This is a genomic window from Pseudomonas sp. EMN2 (assembly GCF_009650555.1).
Taxonomy (GTDB): domain Bacteria; phylum Pseudomonadota; class Gammaproteobacteria; order Pseudomonadales; family Pseudomonadaceae; genus Aquipseudomonas; species Aquipseudomonas sichuanensis.
In genome coordinates, this window is record NZ_VZZR01000036.1 from 17,529 (window position 1) to 38,603 (window position 21,075).

The window sequence follows — 21,075 nt, forward strand, 5'->3', positions numbered from 1 at the left end:
ATGGAATTCACCACTCAACACTTCATCGCATTGGCGCCGATGCTGATCACCACCATCACCACGGTGGTGGTGATGCTGGCGATCGCCTGGAAGCGCAACCACTCGCAGACCTTCCTGCTGTCCACCGTGGGCCTGAACCTGGCCCTGCTGTCGATCCTGCCGGCACTCAAGGTTGCACCGCTGGCGGTCACCTCGCTGGTCACCATCGACAAGTTCGCCTGCCTGTACATGGCCATCGTGCTGGTGGCGACGCTGGCCTGCGTGACCCTCGCCCACGCTTATCTGGGCGAAGGTTCCAAGGGCTTCCCGGGCAACCGTGAAGAGCTCTACCTGCTGCTGCTGATGTCGGCACTGGGCGGCCTGGTGCTGGTCAGCGCCAACCACCTGGCCGGCCTGTTCATCGGCCTGGAGCTGCTGTCGGTGCCGGTCTACGGCCTGGTGGCGTATGCGTTCTTCAACAAGCGCTCGCTGGAAGCCGGCATCAAGTACATGGTGCTGTCGGCCGCCGGTTCCGCCTTCCTGCTGTTCGGCATGGCCCTGCTGTATGCCGACGCCGGCAGCCTGACCTTCGACCAGCTGGGCAAGGCCCTGGCCGCCACCAGCATGCCAAGCCTGCTGGCGCAGCTGGGCCTGGGCATGATGCTGGTCGGCCTGGCATTCAAGCTGTCGCTGGTGCCGTTCCATCTGTGGACCCCGGATGTGTACGAGGGCGCCCCGGCGCCGGTGGCCGCGTTCCTGGCCACTGCCAGCAAGGTCGCGGTGTTCGCCGTGGTCGTGCGCCTGTTCATGCTCTCCCCTGCCGCCAGCAGCGGCGTGCTGAGCACCGTACTGGCGGTCATCGCCGTGGCCTCGATCCTGATCGGCAACCTGCTGGCGCTGACCCAGAGCAACCTCAAGCGCCTGCTCGGTTACTCGTCCATCGCCCACTTCGGCTACCTGGTCATCGCCCTGGTCGCCAGCAAGGGCCTGGCCATGGAAGCCATGGGTGTGTACCTGGTCACCTACGTGATCACCAGCCTCGGCGCCTTCGGCGTGATCACCCTGATGTCCTCGCCTTACGCCGGCCGTGACGCCGACGCCCTGTACGAGTACCGCGGCCTGTTCTGGCGCCGTCCGTACCTGACCGCGGTGCTGACCGTGATGATGCTGTCGCTGGCCGGTATCCCGCTGACTGCTGGCTTCATCGGCAAGTTCTACATCATCGCCACCGGTGTCGAGTCGCAGCTCTGGTGGCTGGTCGGCGCCCTGGTGCTGGGCAGTGCCATCGGCGTCTACTACTACCTGCGCGTCATGGTCACCCTGTACCTGGTCGAGCCGAACCTGCGTCGCCACGACGCCCCGCTGAAGTGGGAACAGCGCACCGGCGGCGTGATGCTGCTGGCCATCGCCATCCTCGCCTTCGTGCTGGGTGTGTACCCACAGCCACTGCTGGAAATGGTGCAACAGGCTGGCCTGCAGCTGATCGGCTGATCAGCTTCAAGCGTCAAAACACACCCCGCTCATGCGGGGTGTTTTTTTATCTAATCCCTGACATCGTTGTCGTACCGATTTTCCTCGGGCAGCGCCGCACTACGCAGCTCGCCATTGGCCGATGGCAGATTGACTTCCGGGTTGGGCATGCCGCTGGGAGACAGTTCGTGGGTCATCTCGAACTCGGCGCGTACCGCCCAGCTGCACGCCTCGGTGATGCACTGCAGGTAGGCAACACGCAGAAAGATATGCCGCCCTACGCTGGTACGTACACGCATCCGCCCCTGGCAATGGGGACAAACCAGCTTGTAGGTACTCACGGCAAGTACCTGCGAGCACGGCTCAGGCAGGCAGGAAGCGGGAATAATCGTTCTGCGCTATCAGTATTGTCTGCATCAAGCGGTGTATTCTTCAGCCAGGTATTGCTCATTGTAGAAATGCTCCTTGTCACTCGGGGTTGTATTTGTAGCGAGTAGTTTAAGCCCATGGAATATGACCAAACCAGTCATGGATATTTGTTATGAGTACTAAAGCCCTTGCTGCGGTCCTGGCTCGCTTGAAGCATCTGACCGGTGCAGAGACTGACGCTGAGCTTTCAAGGTCTCTGTCGGTGAGCCCGCAGACGCTCAGCAGCTGGAAGGTACGCGACAGCATTCCGTATTCATTATGCGTAGAAATAGCACAGCAGCATGCCTGTTCGCTGGACTGGCTCCTTCTTGGGCAAGCGAACGACGAACAGGCACACGACTGGGAGCGCGATGCACTCCATCGACTGCGCATGCTCCCACTCGACGACCGCCAGGCGGTCCTGCTGTTCATCCAGGAAAAACAGCGGATCCAGCAACTGGAGCAGCAAGTCAGTGACCTGACCGCCCGCCTGCTCGAGCCCTCTTCGGGCTAACGCCTGCTCCGCCAGCGCTCGACAAGCTCGCGCAAGTCCAGGGTATCGAGCCAATCCATGACCTTCAGGCTGATGGGGATCACCACCACAGCCGCCACGAACGCCGCCATACCTCGCGACAGCATGGGTGCCAGCGACAGCACCAACGGTTCGAACACCTGCCCTACGCCGACAGTCACGAACACCAGCAGGAGCTTCTTACGCCGAGCCAGCCGCGAAGATGAACGGGGGATCGACCGATTGCCCGTCACACTGACCAGCAACGCCGCCAACAGTGCCGAGAACAGCACGTGGCCATCGTGTACCATCCACTCCAGCAACGCACCGCCCAGCTCCTCCATGTACGAACGCTCATCCATGATCGGGACCCTCGCTAGTGGGCCAGCATGCCGTAGCGGATCGCCTTGATCACGGCCGCCACACGGGTGGAAACATCGAACTTGCGCAGGATGTTGGAAATGTGGAAATTCACCGTCGACTCCTTGCACGCCAGGATCTGCCCGATTTCCCAGGAACTCTTGCCATAGGCGCACCACAGCAGCACTTGCCGCTCGCGGGGCGTGAGGTACACGGGGTCTGTCGCCGGCGTTTTTACGCCCTGTTGGGTTTCTGCGTTCATCTTTGAACTCCACGGGTGATTGAGGGAGGCGTCGAAGCCATTGCAATCAACTTACGAAGGCACAGCCGCGAATCGCTACCCGCACCGGTTGTAAAGAAGCTTCTTACAAATCCGTCTGACGAAAGCCGCAGAGCGATTAGCAAATTTCTTCGTGCTCCGAGAGGCATTTCGCTCGTCTCACCGCCGCTATCCATTCGCCTTTCGCCCGGAGTCGTACAATGCGTTGCGTTTTGCCTTTCTCGTCATGCATCAGCCTGCTGGTTGCTTTCAGTGCCACCCAGCCTGCGCTGGCTGCACCTGCGGTCGAGCTCGGCGAGGTGTTGATCAACGACGAGGGGCAGACCGAACAGCAAGCCGCCGCCCAGCGCCTGCGCGAGATCCCCGGCGCCAGCAACCTGGTGGACATGGACAAGGTGGGTCAGGGCCGGGTGGCCACCAATCAGGACGTGCTCGCCTACCAGCCCGGGGTGTTCGCCCAGTCGGCGGGCAACGATGGCATCAAGCTGTCGATCCGTGGCTCGGGCATCAACCGTGCGCCGGGTGCCCACGGCTCGGGCGTGTACACGATGTTCGATGGCCTGCCGCTCACCGGCCCCGGCGGTACGCCCTACGAACTGTTCGAGCCGCTGTGGCTGAGCCGCGCCGAAGTGCTGCGCGGCGCCAACGGCTTCGACCAAGGCGCCCTCGCGCTGGGCGGGGCGATCAACTACGTCACCCATACCGGCTACGATGCCGCGCCTTTGCAGGTGCGCTACGAGGTCGGCAGCCGTGGCTACCAGCACCGGCATGTCAGCAGCGGCCAGGTGTTGGGCAACCTCGACTATTACGTGGCCCTGACCGATTCGGAATACGACGGTTACCAGGCGCACAGCAGTGGCAGCGCCAAGGGCATCGCCGCCAACCTCGGCTACCGCTTCAACCCGAACCTGGAAACACGCTTCTACCTGCGCTACCGCGAAACCGAGAACGAGCTTGCCGGGCGCCTGACCAAGGACCAGATCAAGCACGACCCGCGCGCTGCCAACGCCGCCTACCTGGCCCGCGACGACAGCCGCCCGCAGCCGGGCAGCACCTGGGTGGGCAACAAGACCACCTTCTTCCTCGATGACGATTCGCGCCTGGAGGCCGGGCTGGTCTATCACGACTTCCCCATGGACCTGCGCGAAGGCCCGATGCGCCTGAAGGTTGCCTACACCGATGTCAGCGGCACCCTGAACTACTTGCGTCGCGACACCTTGTTCGGCCACGAGAGCAAGACAACGGTCGGCTGGCGCACCACCAAGCACCTGCCCAACAGCGGTGCCTCGCAGTTCGCCCGCAGCGGCGGCGACAACTTCGGCGCCCGCAGCCGCGACTTCAGCTACCAGGGTTCGGACACCGTGCTGCATGTGGGCAACGACCTCGAGCTGATCCCCGACTTGTGGCTGACCACCGGGCTGGCCGCGATCTACACCCGTCGCGAGAGCGACGTGAGCTACCCCGCCACGGGCGGCAAGGTCAGCCAGCACGACTGGGACTACGCGCCGCGTGTGGGCCTGCGCTACGACATCCGCCCGGACCTGCAGGTATACGGCAACCTCAGCCGTTCGGTGGAGCCGCCGCACCCGTGGTCGCTGGTCTGGAGCTCGACATCGGCGACCCAGCCGATCGAAATGCAGAACCAGACCGCCACCACCCTGGAACTGGGCGCACGCGGCGATTCGGCATTGGGCCGTTGGGACCTGGCCTGGTACTACTCGCAGGTTCGCCATGAACTGCTGGCCGTGGAGATCGTGCAAGGGGCGCTGCCCAAGGAATTCAACGCCAGCCCCACGGTGCACCAGGGCGTCGAAGCCGGCCTGGACAGCACGCTATGGGAGCAGCCCGGCACTGGCAGACTGAGCCTGCGCCAGGCCTACACCTTCAGCGACTTTCACTACCGCGACGACGACAAGTTCGGCGACAACCGCCTGCCCGGCATCCCCATGCATTACTACCAGGCCGAATTGCGTTACGACTGGCCGGCGGGTTTTTACGCCGGCGTGAATACGCAGATGGCCTCCAAGGTGCAGGTGGACTATGCCAACAGCTACCCCGCCGACGCCTACGCCCTGCTCGGCGCGCGGCTGGGCTGGGATTCGCCGAAACGTGACTGGCAGACCTGGCTGGACCTGCGCAACCTGACCGACAAGCGCTATGCGGCGACGGTGACGCCGGGGTATGACGATGGCGGCAAGGATGTCGCCCGTTCGACGCCGGGGGAAGGCTTCGCTGCTTATCTGGGCGTTTCTTACAGTTTCCGCTAGGCCAACGGCCGGCACTGAATACGCGTCTTGATGGAGTTATTTCACCAAGGCGCGGCGCAACGCCCATCGAGCAAGGTTTGACTTACAGGCCTGGGTAAACAACGCCGGCACGCTTGAGGCTATTCCCGCTTCGGCACTGAACAGAACCTACAAGCCTGCGCCATCACGCCCTGTTACCCACAATTATTTCATCTGCAATTGCAGCCTCGGCAGATACAAACGCCACGCAGGCCAAGGCCTTTTCCCATCGCGCGCTGCCGGTTTTACGCCCTCATGCGTTCCCCTACCCCATCCGTATTCCTTACTGGCACCAAGGCAGAGGGAAACAACTCCCATTTAAACAGGCAGTGGTGATTCGCAAGAATTCCAACGGCAACGAAATGGTCGTTGCACCACTACTTGTACGGAGAATCAAAGATGGGCATCTACATGGGTTACAGCTTCAACTCCCAGCACGAAGAGCCGTCCGAGGCCATCACCCAGGCACCCACCCAAGTGCAGCCTCAGCAGATCGATGCGCAGCACCTGGCTGAGCACGAGAAGCAGCAACTGAACGACGAGTAACGTGTTTGCGCAAGGTGGGCCAACAGGCCACCTTGCGCCTGGGAGCCCCCATGCCATCAGCCACCGAAAGGCCCATCAACCGCGAATTGTTCGAGGCACAGGCCAGATACCTGGCCTGTGTACTTGCCTTGCCCGTCACGGAGCAAGTCGGCATCACATCGAGCGCCTGGATAAGCGAGCCAGTTGGCCCCGGGCTCAACAACCTGTTTCTGCTGCGGGTCGACGGTATCGAGTATCTGGGGCGCCGGGTACCGGGCGCCAACGGCGAGTTGGATAGCCGCCTGACACCCGACATGCTGCTGGGCACACTACTGCAGGCACGCTGGGACGAGCAGGGCTGGCACTGCCGCTACCAGCCGCTGACCGACAGCCAATGCAAGGCGCTGTTCCGGCGAGCACTGACGTCTTCGGGCCATAGGGTCCATTTCCCGTTTCCGGAACTGGACACACAATGCCGGGAGCAGGTCGCGCCCCCCAGCTTCTGGGATGCCCCGCAAAGCCTGGCCGATCGTCTGGACCGCCAGGAACAGCACTTTCGCGACACCAGCATCGCCCTGCTCACGCACGGCTTGCGCCCCGGCGCAATCATTCATGATCCTGCGTGTTCCACCGGTACCTTCATCGCCGCGCTGGCGCGCGCACTGCCAAACAGTCATTGCGTGGGAGCGGACCGTTCAGCGGCGATGATCGACCATGCGACAGCCAACCATCGGTTGCCGAACCTGAGTTTCGAGATCGCCGACGCCCATGCGCCGGTCATGCCAGCGAGCAGTTGCGACGTGCTGATCCTGCGTTTCCTGAACGCCGAGATGATGACGCGCGCTTGCGCCCTCGCGCTGTTCGAGCAACTCACCGACCTGATCCGTCCCGGCGGCATGGCTCTGGTGTTCGGCCAATCGAGCGTGTTGTTCGACGTCGAGCTGCAGGCGCGCAGGCTTGGCCTGCAAGTCGCCAGCAGCCTGGCCGCGGTCCCCGGCTCCTTGCAGTTGTTCCAGTTCTACCAACTGCTCCGCCCTATGCCCCTACTGGAGCAGAAGCCCTCATGAACAGACCCGCCGAACGCGAATACAGCCTGGACGTGGCCAAGGTACGCGTCGAAGAGCAACTGGCATTGCTTGGCTTGCGCCTCGAAGAAACCGTTCTGGGCAACGGGCTTGGCTCGGTGCTGATGCGCCTGAGCGAGGGGGCAACCGGCAGGATTGCGCAGGGCAGCGGCAAGGGCAGGCTCGAGGAAGCCCGTGTAGGCGCACGCTTCGAGGCGCTCGAGCACTACCTCGACGAGCACCAGCCACGCCAGTTGCACCTGCGCAGCAGCGCAAGCCTGGCCTGCGAGGCGCACTTGCAAGGCGACTTCCTGCTGCCCTGGCTGAAGGCCCAGCCCGACCGATACCTGGCATGCCAGCGCTACACCGACCTCCACGCCAAGCCGCTGTTCGACTACCCGATCGGCATCACCCGCCCTGATTACGCCGACCAGCCACTGCCAGGCGACGACTTCGACCACCGTGGGCTCAGGCGCTACAGCAGCAACGATGGCGCAGCAATCGGCGCCAGCCGCGACGAGGCTTTGCTGCACGCCCTGAACCAGATCATCGAGCGCGATGCGCTGTCGCTGTTCATGCTGCGCCACTTCTACTACCAGCGCCGCGAACCCGTGCTCCAGGTGCTGCGCCCAGCGGCCAGCTCGGCGCTTTCACGCCTGTGGGGCGAGGCCGAACGCTGCCTGGACAGCCCCATTGCCGTGCTGGACATCAGCAACGAGTTCGCCAGCCGCAGCTTCCTGGCCCTGTGCCTTCGCCCGGCCTCGCCCTTGCAGGCCAACGTGGTCGGCTGCGGCGCCTCACTCGACCCCTGGCACGGCATGCAGCGCGCCTTGAGCGAGCTGGTACAGCTGCAACTCAACAGCCGATTGCCACAGGCCAGTCAGCAGTTGCAGCAGGCAGCGGGTGCACTGGCGGCCTGGCCAAGGCTGCAACGCTGCCAGCAGCGCGATATAGCAGCCCTGCTGGATAACAGCCACTACTGCACCTTGCCAGAACCGCTACCGGCACAGACGGTCACCCAGCAACTGCAGGTGCTGGTGGACGACTTCAATCGGCACGGTCATCAGGTGGGCATCTGCGAAGTGTTTCGGGGCGCCCAGGGGATCAGCCTGGTCAACGCCCTGGTGCCAGGGCTGGAGCGCTTCCATCTGGTCTGGAGCGGCAATCTGGTACTGCCTGGCCCGCGTGGTCTGCGCCTGGCAAAAGGCGGTTGATTCATGGCAACTGCACCTGTGGCTTGGTCGAGGCAAAGATCGCCCAGCTGGACACGAACAAGGCCGCGATCAACGGCCCGATCACAAAGCCATTGAGCCCGAATACCGCCAGCCCGCCCAAGGTGGACACCAGCACCAGGTAGTCCGGCATGCGCGTGTCCTTGCCCACCAGGATCGGCCGCAACAGGTTGTCCACCAGGCCGATCACCAGCACCCCGAAAGCGGTCAGCACGATGCCCTGCCAGGTCGCCCCGGTCAGGATGAAATAGGCCGCCACCGGCGCCCAGACGATACCTGCGCCCACCGCCGGCAGCAGCGACAGGAACGCCATCAGCACCGCCCAGATCAGCGCGCTGGGGATATCCAGCACCCAGAAGATGAACCCGCCCAACGCGCCCTGGGTAATCGCCACCAGCAGGTTGCCCTTGACCGTGGCCCGCACCACGCGCTTGAACTTCAGCTGCAAGCGGCGCTTCTGCTGCTCGGGCAGCGGCACGGCCTGGCGTAGCTTGCGCGCCACCTCGGCGCCCTCGCGCAGGAAGAAGTACAAGAGGTAGAGCATGATGCCGAAGCTCACCAGGAACTCGAAGGTGCCCTGCCCAAAGCTGAACGCCTGGCCCGCCAGGAACTGGCTGCCCTGGGTGGCCCACTTGGTGATCTTGTCGCGCAGGCCGTCCAGGTTGCCCATGCCCATGCGATCCAGGGCATGCTGGGCATAGTTGGGGAGCATGTCCTTGCCGCGTTCGATATAGCCGGCAATGTCCAGTTGGCCGCTCTCCACGCGCTGGTACAGCGCCGCGCCCTCCTGCACCAGCAGCATGCTGATGATGATCACCGGCAGCACCGCGATCAGCAGGCAGACCAGCAGTGCCAGTGACGTCGCCAGGTTGCGCCGCCCGCCCAGGCGCAACAGCAGCCGACGCTGCAATGGCGCGAACAGGATGCCCAGCACCACCGCCCAGAAGATCGCGCCGAAATACGGCAAGAGAATCCAGATGAAGGCAATGGTCACCAGCGCCAGCAGCGCGGTCAGGGCCTTGTTCTGCAACACGGTCTCGTTCATGGGCATTCCTCAGGGGCTCAACACTTTAGTGCGCGCCATAACCGCAAAAGTGCCGTTGACCCAGATCAATACCGGCGCCGCGCCGCCGCCGTAGCATCCGCGCCTTTTGCCCCTGGTGCGCACCCATGACCCCACCCGCCAAGCCCGAACTGCTCGCCCCCGCCGGCACCCTGAAGACCATGCGCTATGCCTTCGCCTATGGCGCCGACGCGGTGTACGCCGGCCAGCCGCGCTACAGCCTGCGGGTGCGCAACAACGAATTCGACCACGCCAACCTCGCGCTCGGCATCCAGGAGGCCCAGGCCCAGGGCAAGCGCTTCTACGTGGTGGTCAACATCGCCCCGCACAATGCCAAGCTCAAGACCTTCCTCAAGGACCTGGCGCCGGTGATCGCCATGGGCCCGGACGCACTGATCATGTCCGACCCAGGGCTGATCATGCTGGTGCGCCAACACTTCCCGCAGATGGCCATCCACCTCTCGGTGCAGGCCAATACGGTGAACTGGGCCAGCGTGCAGTTCTGGCAGCAGATGGGGCTGACGCGGGTGATCCTGTCGCGGGAGCTGTCGCTGGAAGAGATCGAAGAGATCCGCCAGCAGGTGCCGCAGATGGAGCTGGAAGTGTTCGTCCATGGCGCGTTGTGCATGGCGTACTCCGGGCGCTGCCTGCTGTCGGGCTACCTGAACAAGCGCGATGCCAATCAGGGCTCATGCACCAACGCCTGCCGCTGGAAGTACCAGGCCACCCCGGCCACCGAGAACGCCACCGGCGATATCGTGCGTGAATTCGAACCGACCCTGGGGCTGGGTGCGCCCACCGACCAGGTATTCCTGCTGCAGGAGAGCAACCGCCCGGGCGAAGAGATGCCGGCCTTCGAGGATGAGCACGGCACCTACATCATGAATGCCAAGGACCTGCGCGCCATCCAGCATGTCGAGCGGCTGGCGCAGATGGGGGTGCACTCGCTGAAGATCGAGGGCCGCACCAAGTCGCACTTCTATTGTGCCCGGGCGGTGCAGTCGTACCGCCAGGCCATCGACGACGCGGTGGCCGGAAGGCCGTTCGACCGGGGCCTGATGGGCAACCTCGAGTCCCTCGCCCAGCGCGGCTACACCGAGGGTTTCCTGCGCCGCCACGTGCACGACGAGTACCAGAACTACCAGCGCGGCAATTCGGTGTCCGAGCGCCAGCAGTTCGTTGGCGAGCTGACCGGCGTGCGGGTTGACGGCCTGGCCGAAGTGAAAGTGAAGAACCGCTTCGCCGTGGGCGACCACCTGGAACTGATGACCCCGCGCGGCAACTACCACTTCGACCTGCACCGCCTGCACGACCGCCAGCAGCAGGCGATCGAAGTGGCACCGGGTGATGGCCACGTGGTGTACCTGCCGATCCCCGAGCAGGTGTCGCTGGAGTTCGGCCTGCTGATGCGTGACCTGGGCAACGCCGAGGCGCCTGCCTGACAAATCTGTAATGCACGCCTCAGGTGACTGACAGGCGCTGGCGGCGAGGATCGTGGCTCATATTCGGGCTGTTCGCAGCCCATCGCGGGGCAAGCCCGCTCCCACACGCCTGTGGGAGCGGGCTTGCCCCGCGATGGGGGCCACGGCCACCACCGAGACCACGCCATGCCACCTACCCCCACCCGCCGCACCTTCGTCAAGGGCCTGGGCGCCGCCACCGCCCTGGCCGGCCTCGGCCTGTGGCGCCCGCTGGCCCAGGCCGCCGAGGGCCGCCTGCCGCTGCACGACCTCAGCGGCCAGCAGTTCGAGCTGTTCATCGGCCAGACCCCGGTCAACATCACCGGCAAGCCACGCACCGCGCTGACCATCAACGGCAGCCTGCCCGGCCCGCAATTGCGCTGGCGCGAAGGCGACACCGTGAACCTGCGGGTGCGCAACCGCCTGGACCAGGACACCTCGATCCACTGGCACGGCATCATCCTGCCGGCCAACATGGACGGCGTGCCGGGCCTGAGCTTCGCCGGCATCGAACCGGGCGGCGATTACCTGTACCAGTTCACCCTCAAGCAGAGCGGCACCTACTGGTACCACAGCCATTCCGGGCTGCAGGAACAGGCCGGGGTGTACGGTGCCATCGTCATCGAACCGCGCGAACCCGAGCCGCATCAGTACCAGCGCGACCATGTGCTGCTGCTCAGCGACTGGTCGGACCAAGCGCCGCAAGACCTGATGGCGACGCTGAAAAAGCAGTCCGACGCCTTCAACTACGACAAGCGCACGGTCGGCGACTTCATCGACGATGTGGCCGACAAGGGGTTCGCCAACGCGGCAGACAATCGCTGGGCCTGGGCCAAAATGCGCATGAGCCCGACCGACCTGGCCGACATCAGCGCTGCCAGCTACACCTACCTGCTCAACGGCCAGCCGCCGGATGGCAACTTCACCTGCCTGTTCCAGCCCGGCGAAACCGTGCGCCTGCGCCTGATCAACGCCTCGGCGATGACCTACTTCGACTTCCGCATCCCGGGTTTGCAACTGACGGTGATTGCCGCCGACGGCCTGCCGGTCACCCCGGTGACGGTGGACGAGCTGCGCATCGCAGTGGCCGAGACCTACGACGTGCTGGTGACCGTAGGCGACCTGCCGGCCTACACCTTGTTCGCCCAGAGCATGGACCGCACCGGCTACGCCCGCGGCACCCTGGCCCGCGCCGCCGGGCTGCAGGCACCGGTGCCCGCGCCCGATCCGCGCCCGGTGTTGACCATGGATGACATGGGCCATGGCGGGATGGGCGGGATGGACCACTCGAACATGGCCGGGATGGACCACGGCAACATGGCCGGCATGGATCATTCGAACATGGCCACGATGGACCACGGCAGCATGGCAGGCATGGACCATTCAGCCATGTCGGGCATGCAGCAACACCCTGCCAGCGAAACCGACAACCCGCTGGTGGACATGCAGACCATGGCCCCACGCCCCAACCTTTCAGACCCGGGCCTGGGCCTGCGCGACAACGGCCGCCGGGTGCTGACCTACGCCGACCTGCGCAGCCCCTACCCCGACCCCGACGGCCGCGAACCGTCACGGGACATCGAACTGCACCTGACCGGGCATATGGAGCGCTTCGCCTGGTCGTTCGACGGCATCAAGTTCAGCGACGCCGAACCTTTGCGTCTTAAGTACGGCGAGCGGGTGCGCATCACCCTGGTCAACGACACCATGATGACCCACCCCATCCACCTGCACGGCATGTGGAGCGACCTCGAGGATGAACAGGGGCGCTTCCTGGTACGCAAGCACACCCTCGACATGCCGCCGGGCAGCCGACGCAGCTACCGCGTCACCGCCGATGCCCTGGGCCGCTGGGCCTACCACTGCCACCTGCTCTACCACATGGAGACCGGCATGTTCCGCGAGGTACGCGTCGATGAATGAGATGACCAACCGCCGCATTGCCACCGGCGTCGCCCTGTTCGCCCTGCTGGCCAGCGAGCGGGCGCTGGCCGCCGGGATGGAGCACATGAACCACGGCGCCATGCCCATGGACCACGGACAGATGAACCACGGAGCCATGCCCATGGACCACGGCAAGATGGATCATGGCCAGATGAATCACGGCGCGCCCGCCATCACCCAACCCCGTACCCCATTGCCGGTGATCACCGACGCCGACCGCCGCGCCGCCTTCCCGCCGCTGCCCGGTCACCAGGTACACGACCGCGCTATCAACTGGGCAGTGATCGTCGATCAGCTGGAGTACCAGAACTTCGAGAACAGCAGCGCGCTGAACTGGAACGCCACGGCCTGGGTGGGTGGCGACATCGACCGCCTCTGGCTGCGCACCGAGGGCGAGCGTGAACAAGGCAAGACCCACAAAGCCGAGCTGCAGGCCCTTTGGGGGCATGCCATCAGCCCCTGGTGGGAGCTGGTCGGCGGCGTGCGCCAGGACTTCAAGCCCGCCAGCGGCCAGAGCTGGGCGGCCTTCGGCATCCAGGGCACGCCGCTGTATGGCCTGGAACTGGAGGCCACCGCCTACGCTGGCGAGCGACAGCAGACCGCGCTGCGCCTGGAGGCCGGTTACGCTATGCTGCTGACCAATCGCTGGGTCCTCGAACCGACCGCCGAAGCCAACTTCTTCGGGCGCAACGACGCTGGCCGCGAACAGGGCTCGGGGCTGGCCGAAAGCGAAGTGGGCCTGCGCCTGCGCTACGAAATCACCCGCGGCTTTGCACCCTACGTCGGGGTCAGCTTCAACCGCCTGTACGGCAACCGCGCCGATCAGGCCCGGGAGGATGGCGAAGACATTGGCCAGACCCGGCTGGTGGCCGGGGTCCGACTACGTTTCTGAGGCTGAACGCCGGCCGTGTGGGAGCGGGTTTACCCGCGAATGCGGCAATGGGTTCACTGACGCTTTCGCGGGTAAACCCGCTCCCACAGGGTCAGTAGTGCGCACTCACCAACAAGATGCATTTTTGTTTCACAGGAGTTCCACCATGCTGCGCAAACACCTGCTTACCCTCGGCCTGCTGGCCGTCACCGGCCTCGCCCAGGCTGGCGAAACCATCGACGTGTACCGCGATCCCAACTGCGGCTGCTGCAAGGAATGGATCAAGCACCTGAGCGACAACGGTTTCACCGTCAATGACCACGTCGAACCGAACATGAGCGCGGTCAAGCAGCGCCTGGGTGTGGCGCCGCGCCTGGCGTCGTGCCACACCGGCGTGATAAACGGCAAGTTCGTCGAAGGCCATGTACCGGCCGAGCAGGTGCGCCTGCTGGCCAAGCGCGACGACCTCAAGGGCCTCGCCGTCCCCGGCATGCCCATGGGCTCGCCAGGCATGGAAATGGGTGACCACAAGGATGCCTACCAGGTCATCGGTGTCACCCGCGACGGCCAGGACACCGTGGTCGCCAACTACTGATGCTCAGCCTCTGGGCGCTGTTCTTCAGCGCCTTCGGCGCCGCCACGCTGCTGCCGCTGCAATCGGAAGCCGTGCTGGTCGGCCTGCTGCTGCGCCAGCCCGAGGCCTGGGCCACCCTGCTGCTGATCGCCACCCTGGGCAATGTGCTGGGCTCTGTCGTCAACTGGCTGCTGGGCCGGGCCATCGAGCGCTTGCGCGACAAGCGCTGGTTCCCGTTCAGCGCCAGCCAGCTCGAGCGCGCACAGCAGCGCTACCAGCGCTGGGGGCAGTGGTCGCTGCTGCTGAGCTGGATGCCGGTGATCGGCGACCCGCTCACGCTGATCGCCGGGATCATGCGTGAACCCTTCTGGCGCTTCCTGCTGCTGGTCACCCTGGCCAAGGGCGGGCGCTACATCGTGGTGGCGATGATTACCCTGGGCTGGTTTCACGGCGGGTAACGCCGTTCACTGACCGCTCTCGTTCATTTGGGCCAGACCAGCGCTTCGCTCCACCCCAACTCGGCGAAATCATCCGCCCGTAAACCGGCCTCTTCCTCGCAGAAGAATTCATCCAGCTGCGGTGGCTTGACCGTGGTATCGCTGAGCATGGCGTGCACTTGCCCGCGGTGATGGATCTGGTGCTCGAACAGGTGCGCCAACAGGCGCAGACGCTGCTCACGCTGCACCCGCTCCGGGCGCACGATGCTCACATAACGCGCCAACTGGTCATCGCTCAACTGCCGGCAATAGCTGATCAGCCGCTGGTCGGCCTGGGCCTGTTGCGCCTGCAGGTCGCCGCAGGTGACGAAGGGCTGCTCGGGCTGGAAGAAGCGCTCGCCATCCGGGTCGGGCGCCTCGCCGCGCCGCTCGCACTCCAGCGCATCGAGGTAGAACCAGTCCACCGTCAGCAAGTGGTTGAGGGTGGCCTTGATCGAAGGGAAGAAACTGCACCGCGGGGCGACGAACTCGTCGTGGCTCAGTTGCAGGCAGGCCTTGTACAAACGGTGATTGGCCCAGCCATTGTTATAGGCCTGGGTCAGCAAGTGTTGCGACAGTGGCTGCATGGCCGGCTCCTTCAGGCGAAGCGTTGCAGTTGCATCTCCCGTAGCCGGCTCAGGGTCCGTTGGTACGGGAACGCCAGATACCCTTGAGTGTAGAGCGCATCCAGGGGAACCTCAGCTTCCAGGTACAGTGCCACCCGCCGGTCATAGCATTCGTCGACCAGGGCGATGAAGCGGCGCACGCTGTCATCCTTGGGCGCCAGCGTCGGCAACACGCGATCACCGGCCACGACGCGCGCGGCGCCATCTTCGGTACCGCGGGCAATGCGCCCGGCTTGCTGGACGCCACCGAGGGCCGGGATGCCACTGACCAGGATCGCCGGGAAGCGGTCGCACAGGGCCATGAAATCCATCGCCGCCAGGGGCTGCTCGCACAGGTCGCTGAACTGGCACCAGAGCGCGTGCTGGCTATGGCGCAGCGTACGGATCTGCCGAGAGCCGACCTGCAACGGCTGATCGCTGCCAGGCACCTGCGGGCTCAACTGGCGAAACACGGCTTCGAGTGCGCTTGGCTGCCCGGGTTCGACAACCCAGTAACGCTGCCGCTGGGCGCCCGGATGCAAGCGGTGGTCCTGCTCGCCGGCTACCGCCAGTACCTGCATATGCCGTTCGATGGCGGCGATGGCCGGGAGGAAGCGCTCGCGGTTGAAGCCATCGCGGTAGAGCTGCGCAGGTGGCTGGTTGGAGGTGGCGACGATGACCACGCCGTGGTCGAACAGCACCTGGAACAGGCGGCCGAGAATGATCGCATCGCCAATATCGCTGACGAACAATTCGTCGAAGCACAGCACCCGGATTTCTTCGGCCAGGCCGCGGGCCAGGGCCCTGAGTGGGTCGGCGGTGCCATTGAGCTGGAACAGGCGCTGGTGGACCCAGGCCATGAAATGGTGGAAGTGCTGGCGCCGGGCCGGCACCTCGAGGCAACGGTGGAACAGGTCCATCAGCCAGGTCTTGCCACGCCCGACCGGGCCCCAGAGGTAGAGGCCCTGGGTGGGTTGGCGCTGGTGCAGCGCGTCGAAACAGCCCTGCAGGGCGGCAATGGCGGCGGCCTGGGCGGGGTCGGGGACGAAGCCGCGGTCGTGCAGGGCCTGTTGGTAGAGCGATTCGGGGGTCATGCCGGGCATGTTACGACAGTTTCGGCCCTATCGCGGGGCAAGCCCGCTCCCACGGTATGGACTGCCCCCAAGGATTGATGTCCAACTTCCTGAGGGCAGTCCAGTATCGCTTTCAGACGTGGGAGCGGACTTGCCCCGCGATGGGTTGGATCAGCCTTGCTTCAAGCCCACCTTCAACAAGGCGCCATCCTTGTCATCGGTCAGCACATACAGGTAACCATCCGGCCCCACCCGCACATCGCGGATGCGCGCCTTCAGTTCACCCAGCAAGCGCTCTTCATGCACCACCTGGTCACCCTTGAGCTGCAAGCGGATCAGCTCCTGGGTGGCCAACGCGCCGATGAACAGGTTGTGGTCCCAGGCCTTGAACCTCGGGCTGTCGTAGAAGGCCATGCCGCTGATGCCGGGCGATTTCTCCCACACATGGTGCGGGTCGACCATGCCATCGACATGCTTGCCCTTGGCCTCGGGGATCGGCAACAACGAGTAGTTGATGCCGTGGGTGGCGAGCGGCCAGCCGTAGTTCTTGCCGGGCTCGGGGATGTTGATCTCGTCGCCGCCGCGCGGGCCATGCTCATGGGTCCAAAGCTTGCCGGTCCAGGGGTTGAGCGCGGCGCCTTGCTGGTTGCGGTGGCCCAACGACCAGATTTCCGGGCGCACTTTGTCGCGGCCGACGAAGGGGTTGTCCTTGGGCACTTTGCCGTCGGGAAGGATGCGCACGATCTTGCCTTGCAGCTTGTCCAGGTCCTGCGCGGTGGGGCGCTGGTTGTTCTCGCCCAGGGCAATGAACAGATAGCCGTCGTGGTCGAACACCAGGCGCGAGCCAAAGTGGTTGCCCACGGACAGCTTGGGCTGCTGACGGAAGATCACCGTGAAGTTCTCCAGCCGTGCCCGGTCCGGCGACAGCTGGCCACGACCCACCGCCGTGCCGGCCTTGCCGTCGGCGCCCCCCTCGGCGAACGACAGGTAAACCGTATGGTCCTTGGCGAAGTCAGGCGACAGCACCACATCGAGCAGCCCGCCCTGCCCTTCGGCCCAGACCTTGGGCACTCCGGCCAGCGGCGGGCCGACCTTGCCTTCGGCGTTGACGATACGCAGGTTGCCGGGGCGCTCGGTCACCAGCATGTCCGTGCCACCCGGCAGAAAAGCCAGGGCCCAGGGGTTGCGCAGGCCGTCGGCGACGGTGCTGACGGTCAGCTGGCCCTGTTCACTGGAAAACTGTTGCTCCGAGGCGGCGTGCGCCAGCAGGGGAAACAGGCTGGCGGCGGCCAGGGTGGTCAACCAGGTGCGTGGCGTCATGCTCGTATCCTTCGAGGGGGCTCAGGGCACGCGTAGCGAATCGCGCGCTGGCCGGGTGGGTTCCAGGTTGGGCGCCCGCTGCTCGCGGCGCAGGTTGTCGCCGTTACCGATACCCCGGTTGTCGAGGGTCGGCGGGCGCGGGTTGGGCTGGGTGGACGGGCCGCGCACCGGGGGAGTGGCAGGCACGCTGCCCTGGCGGCTGTTGGGGTTGGCGCGCTGGATCGGGCTGTTGTAGGGGTTGTTGCTGTCGCTGGCGGCCAATTGCACGGGCGCAACGGGAGCGGCCTGCAGCGGCAGGCTCAGCAACAGGCCGATGGCCAGGGCTGGCAGTGTGGGATTCATGCTTCACCTCCGTACGAAAAGGCGCGCTCCAGGGTTGGATAGCCTAAGACGCGCAGGGTTCGACACAAAAGCGAGAATGCGGATTGAGATGATTCGTGATGTTTCAGTATGGATCTTCAAGTGCATCGCGGTGCGCCGCTGCGACTTGCCCCGCGATCAGCTGTAATTGGTTCAGCCCACTTTGTGCCGCGCCGCATACAAGCACAGCATCTCCATTGCCAGCGTCGCCCCGGCCAGGGCGGTGATGTCGGCATGGTCATAGGCGGGCGCCACTTCCACCAGGTCCATCCCCACCAGGTTGATGCCGCGCAGGCCGCCGAGGATCTCCAGCGCCTGCACCGTGGCCAGGCCACCGCACACCGGGGTACCGGTACCGGGCGCATAGGCCGGGTCGAGGCAGTCGATGTCGAAGGTCAGGTACACAGGCATGTCCCCCACCCGCTGACGAATCGCCGCGATGATCGCCTCGGTGCCCTGGCGATGCACCTGGCGGGCATCGAGGATGGCGAAGCCCTGGCTGTCGTCGTTGGTGGTGCGCAGGCCGATCTGCACCGAGCGCGCCGGGTCTACCAGCCCCTCGCGGGCGGCGTGCCAGAACATGGTGCCGTGGTCGATGCGCTTGCCTTCCTCGTCGGGCCAGGTGTCGCTGTGGGCATCGAAGTGGATCAGCGCCAGCGGGCCATGGCGGCGGGCGTGGGCCTTGAGCAGCGGGTAGCTGATGAAGTGGTCGCCGCCCAGGGTGAGCATGGCGCAGCCGGCTTCGAGGATGCGTTCGGCATGGGCCTCGATGCTGTCGGGGACCGACGCCGGCGTGCCGCTGTCGAACGCACAGTCGCCGTAATCGATCACGGCCAGGTGGTCGAACGGGTCGAAGGTCCACGGCCAGTGCCGGGCCCAGGCCTGCTGCACCGAGGCGGCGCGGATCGCCCGTGGGCCAAAGCGCGCTCCCGGGCGGTTGCTGGTGGCGGTGTCGAACGGCACGCCGCTGACCACCACGTCGACCCCGCGCAGGTCACGGCTGTAGCGGCGCCGGGAAAAACTGGTGATGCCGGCGTAGGTGCTCTCGGCGGCGGTGCCGTAGAGGCTGTCACGGGTGATGGCCTGGTCGTTGTCCTGGGCGAGATCCACGGTCTGTCTCCTGGTGTTGTCGTTGTTATTGGCGGCTGCGGAAAGCGGTCCACAGGCGATTGCGCTGGCGCAGGTCGGACAGCGCCATGCTGCGGTCGGCGAACAGGCGCTGGCGCACGTCGGCCGGGGGGTAAATGTCCGGGTCGGTGCGGATCGCTTCGTCCACCAGTGGCGTGGCGGCCTGGTTGGCGTTGGCGAAGAACAGCGTGTTGGTCAGGGCGGCGACTGAGTCGGGGCGCAGCATGAAGGCGATGAACGCCCTGGCGGCTTCGGGGTGTGGGGCATCCTTGGGGATCACCAGGTTGTCCTGCCACACCAGGGTGCCCTCGCGGGGGATGCGGTAGATCAGCTCGAACGGTTTGCCGGCACGGCGGGCCTGGTCGGCGGCCATGGCGGCGTCGCCGTTGTAGGTCAGTGCCAGGCACACGCTGCCGTTGGCCAGGTCGTTGATCTGACGGCCGTTGGCCACATAGCTGACCGAGGGCTGCAGTTGCTTCAACAGGGCCTGGGCGGCATCCAGGTCGGCCTTGTCCTGGGTGTAAGGGTCTTTGCCCAGGTAGTTGAGGGTGAGGCCAATCACCTCTTGCGGCGAGTCGGGCATGGCGATGCCGCAGTCTTTCAAGCGGCTGGCGTACTCGGGCTTGAACAGCAGGTCGAGGCTGTCCAGCGGCACATCGCCCAGGCGCTGGCGCACGGCTTCGACGTTGATGCCCAAGCCCAAGGTGCCCCAGGTGTAGGGCACGGCATGGCGGTTGCCCGGGTCGGCTTCGGCCAGCTTGGCCAGCAGGTCCTTGTCGAGATTGGCGTAGCCTGGCATCGACTGCGCATCCAGCGGTTGCAGTGCGCCGGCCTTGAGCGCCCGGGCCAGCACGGTGGCCGACGGCACCACCACATCGTAACCGCTGCGGCCGGTGAGCAGCTTGGTTTCCAGCACTTCGGTGGTGTCGAAGGTGTCGTAGCGGACTTTGTAACCGGTCTCCTGCTCGAAGCGTTGCAGGGTTTGCGGGGCGACGTAGTCGGCCCAGCTGTAGAGGTTGACGACCTTCTCTTCGGCCTGCAGTGGCAGGGCGATCAGCAGGGACAGCAAGCACAGCGTTCGATGCATGGCGGACACCTCGGCAAATGGGTGGATGCCGCCAGCATGCCTGCCGGGTTACATTGCAAAAATGGCAACTGTGTAAAGCTGACATTCACCTGGAGCAATGTAATGCTTGGACAACTCCATGACCTGGACCTGCACCTGCTGCGGCTGTTCGTGACTGTAGCCGAGGCTGGCGGCTTCAGTGCCGCACAGGGGGTGCTCGGGCTCAGCCAGCCGAGCATCAGCCAGCAGATGGCCAAGCTGGAGACGCGCCTGGGCTATCGCCTGTGCAGCCGCGGCAAAGGCGGGTTTCGCCTGACCGAGAAAGGCGAACTGCTGTTGCAGGCGAGCCGTGGCCTGCTGCTGCAGATCGAGGAGTTTCGCCAACAGGCCAACGGTGTGGCTGGACGCCTGCTGGGCCGTGTGCGCGTGGGCCTTGCCGAGAACCAGGACAGCAGCGTCACCCTGCGCATCGCCCAGGCCATCGCGCGTTTTCGCCAGCGTGACGAGGCCGTGCAGCTGGAACTGATCAGCGCCCCGCCGGCAGAGCTCGAACGGCTGTTGCTGGAGCAGCGGCTGGATTGTGCGATCAGCTATTTTTCGGGCAACCAGGCGGCGTTCGACTATCAACCGCTGTTCGAGGAACGCCAGCGTTTGTACTGTGGCGCGGGACACGTGCTGTTCGAAGCGGCCGATATCAGCCGGGAGCAACTGCTGGAGGTTGACCAGGTGCGCCACCCCTATCGCTTTCTCAAGCAGGGTGAGCCGTTCCAGAGCCGCCACAGCATGGCGGTGGCGGAGCAGATCGACAGCGCGCTGACGCTGGTGCTGTCGGGACGGCATATCGGTTACCTGCCCTGCCATTGCGCCGCGCCGTGGGAGGCGCAAGGGCTGTTGCGGGCACTGGATACCGGGCTGGATTTCATCGTGCCGTTTACCTTGGCGCGACATCGCGGGCAGGTGCCGGGGGAAGCGCAACGGGCTTTTGTCGAGGACCTGCTCGCGGAGTTCGGCTAAGGGGTAA

22 protein-coding genes are annotated in these 21,075 nt (G+C 65.1%); 12 read left to right on the forward strand and 10 right to left on the reverse strand.

The features are described from left to right. The gene (gene nuoN / locus F6X61_RS12315; RefSeq protein WP_110993942.1) at positions 1 to 1,470 is read left to right on the forward strand and encodes an NADH-quinone oxidoreductase subunit NuoN; all 1,470 of its coding nucleotides are present in this window, start codon (positions 1 to 3) and stop codon (positions 1,468 to 1,470) included. A gap of 50 nt (positions 1,471 to 1,520) precedes the next feature. Here the strand turns inward: nuoN and F6X61_RS12320 are convergent, their stop codons facing one another. After that, positions 1,521 to 1,790, reverse strand: coding sequence for an ogr/Delta-like zinc finger family protein (locus F6X61_RS12320; protein ID WP_153786844.1), 270 nt, complete (start codon positions 1,788 to 1,790; stop codon positions 1,521 to 1,523). A gap of 200 nt (positions 1,791 to 1,990) precedes the next feature. Here F6X61_RS12320 and F6X61_RS12325 point away from each other — a divergent pair, with 200 nt between their 5' ends. After that, positions 1,991 to 2,371 carry a helix-turn-helix domain-containing protein gene (locus F6X61_RS12325; RefSeq protein WP_153786845.1) on the forward strand — a complete coding sequence of 127 codons (381 nt, stop codon included), beginning with the start codon at positions 1,991 to 1,993 and terminating at the stop codon, positions 2,369 to 2,371. Here F6X61_RS12325 and F6X61_RS12330 read toward each other — a convergent pair. Together F6X61_RS12330 and F6X61_RS12335 are read right to left on the reverse strand one after the other, a co-directional pair. Further along, a complete protein-coding gene (locus F6X61_RS12330) occupies positions 2,368 to 2,730 on the reverse strand; it encodes a hypothetical protein (RefSeq protein ID WP_153786846.1) in 363 nt (120 codons plus the stop codon). The genes F6X61_RS12325 and F6X61_RS12330 overlap by 4 nt on opposite strands. 14 nt (positions 2,731 to 2,744) lie before the next feature. After that, positions 2,745 to 2,990 (reverse strand): response regulator transcription factor, encoded by a 246-nt coding sequence (locus tag F6X61_RS12335; protein ID WP_153786847.1) that lies wholly within the window; start codon positions 2,988 to 2,990, stop codon positions 2,745 to 2,747. A 218-nt stretch (positions 2,991 to 3,208) separates the two neighbouring features. Here F6X61_RS12335 and F6X61_RS12340 point away from each other — a divergent pair, with 218 nt between their 5' ends. The 4 genes from F6X61_RS12340 (at position 3,209) to F6X61_RS12355 (ending at position 8,096) form a co-directional block, all read left to right on the forward strand. After that, positions 3,209 to 5,275 carry a TonB-dependent receptor domain-containing protein gene (locus F6X61_RS12340; RefSeq protein ID WP_153786848.1) on the forward strand — a complete coding sequence of 689 codons (2,067 nt, stop codon included), beginning with the start codon at positions 3,209 to 3,211 and terminating at the stop codon, positions 5,273 to 5,275. A gap of 417 nt (positions 5,276 to 5,692) precedes the next feature. Further along, positions 5,693 to 5,839, forward strand: coding sequence for a hypothetical protein (locus tag F6X61_RS12345; protein ID WP_153786849.1), 147 nt, complete (start codon positions 5,693 to 5,695; stop codon positions 5,837 to 5,839). A gap of 50 nt (positions 5,840 to 5,889) precedes the next feature. After that, positions 5,890 to 6,885, forward strand: coding sequence for a trans-aconitate 2-methyltransferase (locus tag F6X61_RS12350; protein ID WP_153786850.1), 996 nt, complete (start codon positions 5,890 to 5,892; stop codon positions 6,883 to 6,885). Further along, a complete protein-coding gene (locus tag F6X61_RS12355; RefSeq protein ID WP_153786851.1) occupies positions 6,882 to 8,096 on the forward strand; it encodes a YcaO-like family protein in 1,215 nt (404 codons plus the stop codon). Before F6X61_RS12350 ends, F6X61_RS12355 begins: the two co-directional genes overlap by 4 nt. A 1-nt stretch (position 8,097) precedes the next feature. Here the strand turns inward: F6X61_RS12355 and F6X61_RS12360 are convergent, their stop codons facing one another. Then, positions 8,098 to 9,159, reverse strand: coding sequence for an AI-2E family transporter (locus F6X61_RS12360; RefSeq protein WP_153786852.1), 1,062 nt, complete (start codon positions 9,157 to 9,159; stop codon positions 8,098 to 8,100). 125 nt (positions 9,160 to 9,284) lie between these two features. Between F6X61_RS12360 and yegQ the strand changes: the two genes are divergently transcribed. From yegQ to F6X61_RS12385, 5 genes are all read left to right on the forward strand, one after another. Then, the gene (gene yegQ / locus F6X61_RS12365; RefSeq protein WP_153786853.1) at positions 9,285 to 10,619 is read left to right on the forward strand and encodes a tRNA 5-hydroxyuridine modification protein YegQ; all 1,335 of its coding nucleotides are present in this window, start codon (positions 9,285 to 9,287) and stop codon (positions 10,617 to 10,619) included. Positions 10,620 to 10,784: 165 nt separating this feature from the next. Next, on the forward strand, positions 10,785 to 12,560 hold the full coding sequence (locus F6X61_RS12370; RefSeq protein WP_153786854.1) for a copper resistance system multicopper oxidase: 1,776 nt from the start codon (positions 10,785 to 10,787) through the stop codon (positions 12,558 to 12,560). Continuing rightward, on the forward strand, positions 12,553 to 13,473 hold the full coding sequence (locus F6X61_RS12375) for a copper resistance protein B (protein ID WP_153786855.1): 921 nt from the start codon (positions 12,553 to 12,555) through the stop codon (positions 13,471 to 13,473). The genes F6X61_RS12370 and F6X61_RS12375 overlap by 8 nt, the downstream gene beginning before the upstream one ends. Before the next feature lie 145 nt (positions 13,474 to 13,618). Beyond that, positions 13,619 to 14,047, forward strand: a complete 429-nt coding sequence (locus F6X61_RS12380; RefSeq protein ID WP_125464796.1) for a DUF411 domain-containing protein — start codon at positions 13,619 to 13,621, stop codon at positions 14,045 to 14,047. Further along, entirely contained in the window at positions 14,047 to 14,484 is a 438-nt protein-coding gene (locus F6X61_RS12385) for a YqaA family protein (RefSeq protein WP_153786856.1), read from the forward strand. The genes F6X61_RS12380 and F6X61_RS12385 overlap by 1 nt, the downstream gene beginning before the upstream one ends. Positions 14,485 to 14,507: 23 nt before the next feature. Here the strand turns inward: F6X61_RS12385 and F6X61_RS12390 are convergent, their stop codons facing one another. The 6 genes from F6X61_RS12390 to F6X61_RS12415 all read right to left on the reverse strand — a co-directional run bounded on the left by F6X61_RS12390 (position 14,508) and on the right by F6X61_RS12415 (position 20,075). Then, positions 14,508 to 15,089, reverse strand: coding sequence for a DinB family protein (locus F6X61_RS12390; RefSeq protein ID WP_153786857.1), 582 nt, complete (start codon positions 15,087 to 15,089; stop codon positions 14,508 to 14,510). 11 nt (positions 15,090 to 15,100) lie between these two features. Next, positions 15,101 to 16,201 (reverse strand): cell division protein ZapE, encoded by a 1,101-nt coding sequence (gene zapE / locus F6X61_RS12395; RefSeq protein WP_153786858.1) that lies wholly within the window; start codon positions 16,199 to 16,201, stop codon positions 15,101 to 15,103. A gap of 150 nt (positions 16,202 to 16,351) precedes the next feature. Further along, positions 16,352 to 17,500, reverse strand: coding sequence for a PQQ-dependent sugar dehydrogenase (locus tag F6X61_RS12400; RefSeq protein ID WP_153786859.1), 1,149 nt, complete (start codon positions 17,498 to 17,500; stop codon positions 16,352 to 16,354). Between the two features lie 21 nt (positions 17,501 to 17,521). After that, positions 17,522 to 17,842, reverse strand: coding sequence for a hypothetical protein (locus tag F6X61_RS12405; protein WP_110993953.1), 321 nt, complete (start codon positions 17,840 to 17,842; stop codon positions 17,522 to 17,524). 171 nt (positions 17,843 to 18,013) lie between these two features. Next, the gene (gene speB / locus F6X61_RS12410; protein ID WP_153786860.1) at positions 18,014 to 18,970 is read right to left on the reverse strand and encodes an agmatinase; all 957 of its coding nucleotides are present in this window, start codon (positions 18,968 to 18,970) and stop codon (positions 18,014 to 18,016) included. 25 nt (positions 18,971 to 18,995) lie between these two features. Then, on the reverse strand, positions 18,996 to 20,075 hold the full coding sequence (locus tag F6X61_RS12415) for a polyamine ABC transporter substrate-binding protein (RefSeq protein WP_153786861.1): 1,080 nt from the start codon (positions 20,073 to 20,075) through the stop codon (positions 18,996 to 18,998). Between the two features lie 102 nt (positions 20,076 to 20,177). On the opposite strand from F6X61_RS12415, the gene F6X61_RS12420 reads away from it, so the two are divergent. Beyond that, positions 20,178 to 21,068 carry a LysR family transcriptional regulator gene (locus tag F6X61_RS12420; protein ID WP_153786862.1) on the forward strand — a complete coding sequence of 297 codons (891 nt, stop codon included), beginning with the start codon at positions 20,178 to 20,180 and terminating at the stop codon, positions 21,066 to 21,068. Positions 21,069 to 21,075: the final 7 nt, after the last annotated feature.